Raw genomic sequence first — 621 nt, 5'->3', positions numbered from 1 at the left:
GGCTGGTGAAGCCCTTCTCGATGGCGCTGCTGGGCTGGCTCTTCATCGGCTGGCTGTTCCGCCCCTGGCTGCCCGAGGGCCAGATCGAGAGCTACATCGCCGGGCTGATCCTGCTGGCCGCAGCACCCTGTACCGCAATGGTCTTCGTCTGGAGCCGCCTGACCGATGGCGAACCGAACTTCACCCTGTCTCAGGTGGCGCTGAACGACGCCATCATGGTCGTCGCCTTCGCCCCGGTGGTCGGCCTGCTGCTCGGGCTCTCCGCAATCACGGTGCCCTGGGACACGCTGCTGCTGTCCGTGGCGCTCTACATCATCGTGCCCCTCGTTGCGGCGCAGATCTGGCGGCGCTCGCTGCTGGCCTCGGGCGGCGAGGCGGCCCTGCAGCGAACGCTGAAGGCGTTGCACCCGGTGTCGCTGGTCGCGCTCCTGGCCACGCTGGTGCTGCTGTTCGGCTTCCAGGGCGAACAGATCCTGGCGCAACCGCTGGTCATCCTGCTGCTGGCGGTGCCCATCCTCATCCAGGTCTACCTGAATGCGGGCCTCGCCTACCTGCTGAACCGCCAATGCGGCTCGGCGCATAGCGTGGCGGGCCCGTCAGCCCTGATCGGCGCCAGCAACT

1 protein-coding gene is annotated in these 621 nt (G+C 68.0%); it reads left to right on the top strand.

From position 1 onward, the window contains the following. A partial coding sequence (locus tag NJ376_RS07955; RefSeq protein ID WP_252952709.1) for an arsenic resistance protein occupies positions 1-621 on the top strand: 621 nt, incomplete at both ends.

Origin of the sequence: Siccirubricoccus soli (genome assembly GCF_024178315.1) — a bacterium.
GTDB classification, from domain to species: domain Bacteria; phylum Pseudomonadota; class Alphaproteobacteria; order Acetobacterales; family Acetobacteraceae; genus Siccirubricoccus; species Siccirubricoccus soli.
This window is presented reverse-complemented; position numbering and strand designations above follow the sequence as displayed.